We start from the raw sequence: 6,000 nt of genomic DNA, 5'->3' as shown, positions 1-6,000 counted from the left end.
GGGTGGGCCGGCTTCGCCAGGTGGGCCGGGCGGTGCGGACGCGGTGGCGTGGCGGACACGTTCGTTGCCGCCCCTGCTGGCCATGGCCGGGCCATCAGGCCACCGGGCCCGCGTCACCGGACCGTTTCGTGGCCGGCGCCGGGCCTCCTGCCGGCGACGGCCACGAAACCGCGGAGCGGGAGAACCAGGCAGCAAAAGCGGTAAGAACGGTGTAAGCCGCAAAAGCGGTGAAAAGGTGGGATCGTGCCGTCCGGTCGTTCGTGTGAGGGCCGTCCGGCCGCTTGCGCGAAGCATTCATGCCAGGCAACGGAATTTCTGCGGGTCGTAGCCGCCGCGCTCGATGCCGACCTGGATGCTGCCCAGCGAGAGGCCGGTCGACCGCAGGCTCGTCGCCTCGACCCCGGCGCCGACCAGCACGACCCGGCCGGCGTCCAGCCGGATGGAGGCGAGCGGAGCGCCGCCGGCGGCGTCGATGGCGACCCCGTGGAAATCGATCGATTCCACGCAGATCCGGGACGCGCCGAGCGTGAGGCCGGTCACCTTCGTCCGTCCGGGAGCGTTGATCCGTAGTTTCCAGGTACCCAGCCCGCCGGGCAGTTCGAATGCCTTCTCCAGGACCAGCCCGTCGATCAGCGCCTGTTTCATGTAGATCTCGCCCGCCGGCAGCTGGCCGCCGTCCGGGGCCGAGTTCCCGTCGATGCTGGGTACCAGCGTGAAGCTGCCCGGCTGAGCCGGCTCGCCGGTGTCGATCGAGGCGCCGGCGACGCCGAAGGAACCGACGCTGCCGAGCGCGAACGGGAGGGCTGCGCCTCCCGACAGGACGACGACGACCATCGCCAGCAGCAGCGTGAACGCCACCCCGCCCACCGCCAACAGCCGGCTTCGGCTGATCATTGCGTACGGCTGATCATCGTGTACCTCGCCTGTGCGCGGAGGTGCGCTTCCGTTGAGGCCGGCCGACCGGCACCTCCGCCGCCCCCTGACGTTTACGGCTGAGAGTTCCACTGTTCTCGCACAAGTGTCAATGAATCGGATGATTCGGCCCGTGGGTTTGCCGTGGCCTGCCGGACCGACGTCTACCGGGTGGGCAGATGTCGGGTGGCATCCACTGGGTGGAGATCCGGCGGGTGGATGCGGAGATCTACCGGGTGGGCACTGTCGACGTATCGCCAGAGGAACGTCACACCATGGCGTATGCTTTGCAGCAAACGTGCCGTCCGGTCAACGAAGGAGTGGCACCATGACAGCTGTGGCGGTAAAGCATGACCCGGCTGCCCGCGAGCCGGCCCGCGAGCCGGCCGGCGGGCCGGTGGACATCGCCGGCCTGGCCGGCTGGCCGCTGCCGGTCAGCCGGATCGACTTCGACGAGGGCCTGGCCTTCCTGCGGGCTGTCGAGCCCGGCGGCTACACAGCCGACGCCCTCGAGCACGCGCCCCACGGCCAGCGGCGCTGGGAACTCCTCGACGGTGTCGTCGTCGTGAGCCCCGCCCCCAGCTACCGTCACCAGCGGGTCGTGCTCAACCTCGGGATGATCCTCCGTGCGGGTGAGGTCGGCCCGGCGCGCACTCTGATCGCGCCGTTCGACGTGCCCGTGTCGGTGACCAGGAAGTTCCAGCCGGACGTCCTCGTCCTGCCCGACCAGGAGGCGGTCCTGCCCGTCCTCGTGGTCGAGGTCCTCTCCCGTTACGGCCGCACGTACGACACCCGGCGCAAGCGGACCGCCTACCAGGAGGCCGGTATCCGTTCCTATTGGATCATCGATCCGCAGGTCCCGTCGATGACCGTCCACCGGCTTGGCCGCCATGGCATCTACGAGGTCGTCGACACCGTCCGCGGCGGCGACCGCCGCGAGCTCACCGAGCCCTTCCCCGTCACCGTGCGCCCCGCCGATCTGTTGCTCTGAGCGGCCGCGCCGGCCCGAGCGGCGCACCCACGATCACGGGGCCGGGCTCCGGGCCCGGCCGGCCGGGCGGCCGTACGGTCCTTCCGCTGTCGACGGCCCGGCCGTCCGGAGCGCACGCGGATACTTGTAGCCGCCCGTGATCGGCCGAGAACGGTGTGGCTGGCTTCCAGTGCCGATTCTTCGATCTTCCGGCGTCCGGTGGGCGGGGCATGGCAATGCGTAGAACAAGGCGTGGCAATGCGTAGGACCAGCATCCTGATTTGCGATTGTTGATCGAATTGTGATAATGGGAGCGGCTGTCCGACACGCCTACTCGACGCGCGATGTGGGGAGGCCCCGGGTGGGAGCGCCCAGGCGTTAAGGTCTTCGTCGAGGCCGTACGGTGCGAAAGGGGACCAATGTCCAAGGGTGATTCCTTCGTCCACCTGCACGTGCACACCGAGTACTCGATGTTGGACGGTGCGGCGAAGGTCGGCCTGCTGTTCGCCGAAGCGGCCCGGCTGGGCATGCCCGCGGTGGGGATGACCGACCACGGCAACATGTTCGGTTCCTACGAGTTCCACCAGGCCGCGAAAAAGGCCGGCATCACACCGGTCATCGGTATAGAAGCCTATGTCGCACCGGAGGCCCGGCACCACAAGAAACCCGTCTTCTGGGGTGACGGCGGGCAGCGCGACGCCGATCCGGACGGTGAGGGCGGCGATGTCTCCGGCGGTGGTGCCTACACCCACATGACAATGCTGGCGGCCAACTCGACGGGGCTGCGCAATCTTTTCCAGCTGAGCAGTATCGCCTCGCTCGACGGCTACTACCGCAAGCCCCGGATGGACCAGGAGCTGATCGCCGAGCACGCCGAGGGAATCATCGCCACGACCGGCTGCCCGTCCGGCGTGGTACAGACCCGGCTGCGGCTGAACCAGTTCGACAAGGCGCTGCAGGCCGCGGCCACCTACCGGGACATCTTCGGCCCGGAGAACTATTTCCTGGAACTGATGGACCACGGGCTCGCGATCGAACGGAAGGTCCGCGACGGCCTGCTCGACGTCGCCCGCCGGCTCGATCTGCGGCCGTTGGCCACGAACGACAGCCACTACGTCACCAAGGACCAGGCCGACTCGCACAGCGCGTTGTTGTGCGTCGGCACCGGGAAACGGCTCGACGACCCGAAACGTTTCAGGTTCGACGGCGACGGCTACTACCTGAAAAGCCCCGAGGAGATGCGCGACCTGTGGGACGACCAGGTTCCCGGCGCGTGCGACAGTTCGCTTCTGATCGCCGAACGGGTCGAGCCGTACGACGACGTCTTCGCCTATGTCGACCGGATGCCGCGGTTCCCCGTCCCGGCGGGGGAGGACCAGCTCTCGTGGCTGCGCAAGGAGGTGGCCCGCGGCGTCGAGCACCGCTTCGGCGCGAATCCGCCGCAGGAGGTTCTCGACCGGGTCGAGTACGAGATCGGCGTCATCGCCAACATGGGTTTCCCGGCCTACTTCCTCGTCGTCGCCGACATCTGCCGGTACGCCCGGGAGAAGGGTATCCGGGTCGGCCCGGGGCGTGGTTCGGCGACCGGGTCGATGGTCTCCTACGTCCTCGGCGTCACCGAGCTCGACCCGATCGAGCACCGGCTGATCTTCGAGCGGTTCCTCAACCCCGACCGCATCTCCCCGCCGGACATCGACCTCGACTTCGACGAACGCCGCCGCGGTGACATGATCCGTTATGTCACCGAGCGGTACGGCGAGGACCGGGTGTGCCAGATCCTCACCTTCGGCACGATCAAGGCGAAAGCCGCGGTCAAGGACTCGTGCCGGGTGCTGGGCTACCCGTACGCCCTCGGCGACAAAATCACCAAGGCGATGCCCCCGGACGTGTTCGGCAAGGGCATTCCGCTGTCCGGCATCCTCGACCCCGCGCACGAGCGGTACAGCGAGGCCGCCGAGGTGCGCGGCCTCTACGAGACCGACCAGGACGTCCGCAAGATTATTGACACCGCGCGTGGGCTGGAGGGCCTCACCCGCGGGACGGGGGTGCACGCGGCCGGGGTGATCCTCTGCTCCGAGCCGCTGCTGGACGTCCTGCCGATCCACCGGCGGGACGCCGACGGCGCCATCATCACGGGTTTCCCGTTCCCGCAGTGCGAGGACATGGGCCTGCTGAAGATGGACTTCCTCGGCCTGCGCAACCTCACCGTCATCGACGACGCGATCCTCAACGTGCGCAAGAACCGTGGCGTCGACATCGACCTGCAGAAGCTCCCGCTGGCGGACACCCCGACCTTCCAGCTGATGGCCCGCGGGGACACCCTCGGCGTCTTCCAGCTCGACGGCGGCCCCATGCGCAGCCTGCTGCGGCTGATGGCCCCGACGAAGTTCGAGGACATCGCCGCCGTTCTCGCGCTGTACCGGCCGGGGCCGATGGCGGCCAACTCCCACATCGAGTACGCCGACCGCAAGAACGGCCGCAAGCCCGTCACCCCGATCCACACCGAGCTTAAGGACCGACTGGAGGACATTCTCGGCGAGACCTACCACCTGGTGGTCTACCAGGAGCAGGTCATGACCATCGCGCGGGAACTCGCCGGCTACACCCTGGGCGAGGCCGACCTGCTGCGCCGCGCCATGGGCAAGAAGAAGAAGGAGGTGCTGGACGCCAACCACGCGGAGTTCATGGCCGGCATGGCGAAGAAGGGCTACTCCACCGAGGCCGCCCAGGCGCTGTGGGACGTGCTGGTCCCCTTCTCCGGATACGGGTTCAACAAGTCCCACACGGCCGGTTACGGCGTCGTCTCGTTCTGGACCGCCTATCTGAAGGCGAACTTCCCGGCCGAGTACATGGCGGCACTGCTGACCTCCGTCGGGGACGACAAGGACAAGATGGCGGTGTATCTCGCCGAATGCCGCAAGATGGGCATCCGGGTGCTGCCGCCCGACGTGAACGAGTCGACGCTCTACTTCACCCCGGTCGGCGACGACATCCGTTTCGGCCTCGGCGCGATCCGTAACGTGGGGGCGAACGTCGTCGCCTCGATCGCCGCCACCCGGGAACGGAAGGGCGACTACGCGTCGTTCCCGGACTTCCTGGAGAAGGTCGAGATCGCGGTCTGCAACAAGCGTGTCGTCGACTCCCTGATCAAAGCGGGCGCGTTCGACTCCCTCGGGCACAACCGCCGTGCCCTGTCACAGGTCCACGAAACCGCGGTCGACGCCGTCATCGGCACGAAACGCAACGAGGCGTTCGGCCAGTTCGACCTTTTCGGTGGCGGTGGCGGTGGCGGTGACGAGCCGGACGAGTCGATGAAAATCGGCCTCGGGCTGGATCTCAGCGCCGCCGAGTGGCCGCGCCCGGAACTTCTCGCGCAGGAACGCGAAATGCTCGGCCTGTACGTCTCCAGCCATCCGCTGGAAGGCACCCAGCGGATTCTGGACCGCAACCGGGACACCCGGATCATCGACCTTCTCGACAGCGGCCGCGGTGAGGGCGAGGTGCAGATCGCCGGCGTGATCGCGAAAATCGACCGGCGGGTCAACAAGAACAACGGCAACCTCTGGGCCATCGTCACCGTCGAGGACCTGGACGCGTCGGTCGAGGTCCTGTTCTTCCCGAAGAGCTACGAGGTGTATTCCGAGCAGCTCGTACCCGACGCGGTGGTCTCCGTCCGCGGGCGCATCAACGAACGCGACGGCTCCATCAGCATCTTCGCCCACGACCTGACCACACTCGACGTGAGCGTGAATCCGGACGCCGGACCGCCGGTGCTGATTTCCCTGCCCACGCACAAGGTGACCCCGGGCCTCGTCGACGAGCTGCGCCTGATCCTGGCCACCCATCCGGGGAACACCCCGGTGCACATCCGGCTGGAAAGCCCCCGCCGCAGCAACCTCCTGCTGCGCCTGGGGCCGGAGGTCGACGCGTCCTCGGCGTTCTGGGGCGACCTGAAAAGCCTGCTCGGCACGAAGGCCGTCGCCTCCTGACCAGCCACCTGGCCTGGCCGTCCACTCCCTCGATGTCGTCCTCCGCGACCGGACGTCGCCACGTGAAAGGGCCCCGGTGCCGCGACCGGATATCCGGTGCGGTCCCGGGGCCCTGTCACGTGACGACAC

The 6,000-nt window shown here is 68.0% G+C and carries 3 protein-coding genes; 2 read left to right on the top strand and 1 reads right to left on the bottom strand.

The features are described from left to right. Positions 1-294: 294 nt before the first annotated feature. Positions 295-894, bottom strand: coding sequence for a hypothetical protein (locus tag NBX02_RS16900; protein ID WP_250282457.1), 600 nt, complete (start codon positions 892-894; stop codon positions 295-297). Between the two features lie 346 nt (positions 895-1,240). On the opposite strand from NBX02_RS16900, the gene NBX02_RS16895 reads away from it, so the two are divergent. Together NBX02_RS16895 and dnaE are read left to right on the top strand one after the other, a co-directional pair. Next, entirely contained in the window at positions 1,241-1,903 is a 663-nt protein-coding gene (locus NBX02_RS16895) for a Uma2 family endonuclease (protein WP_250282455.1), read from the top strand. A 398-nt stretch (positions 1,904-2,301) separates the two neighbouring features. Next, on the top strand, positions 2,302-5,871 hold the full coding sequence (dnaE, locus tag NBX02_RS16890; RefSeq protein ID WP_250282454.1) for a DNA polymerase III subunit alpha: 3,570 nt from the start codon (positions 2,302-2,304) through the stop codon (positions 5,869-5,871). Positions 5,872-6,000 lie beyond the last annotated feature (129 nt).

This window comes from Protofrankia sp. CiP1_Cm_nod1 (assembly GCF_920888515.1).
Lineage (GTDB): Bacteria > Actinomycetota > Actinomycetes > Frankiales > Frankiaceae > Protofrankia.
This window is presented reverse-complemented; position numbering and strand designations above follow the sequence as displayed.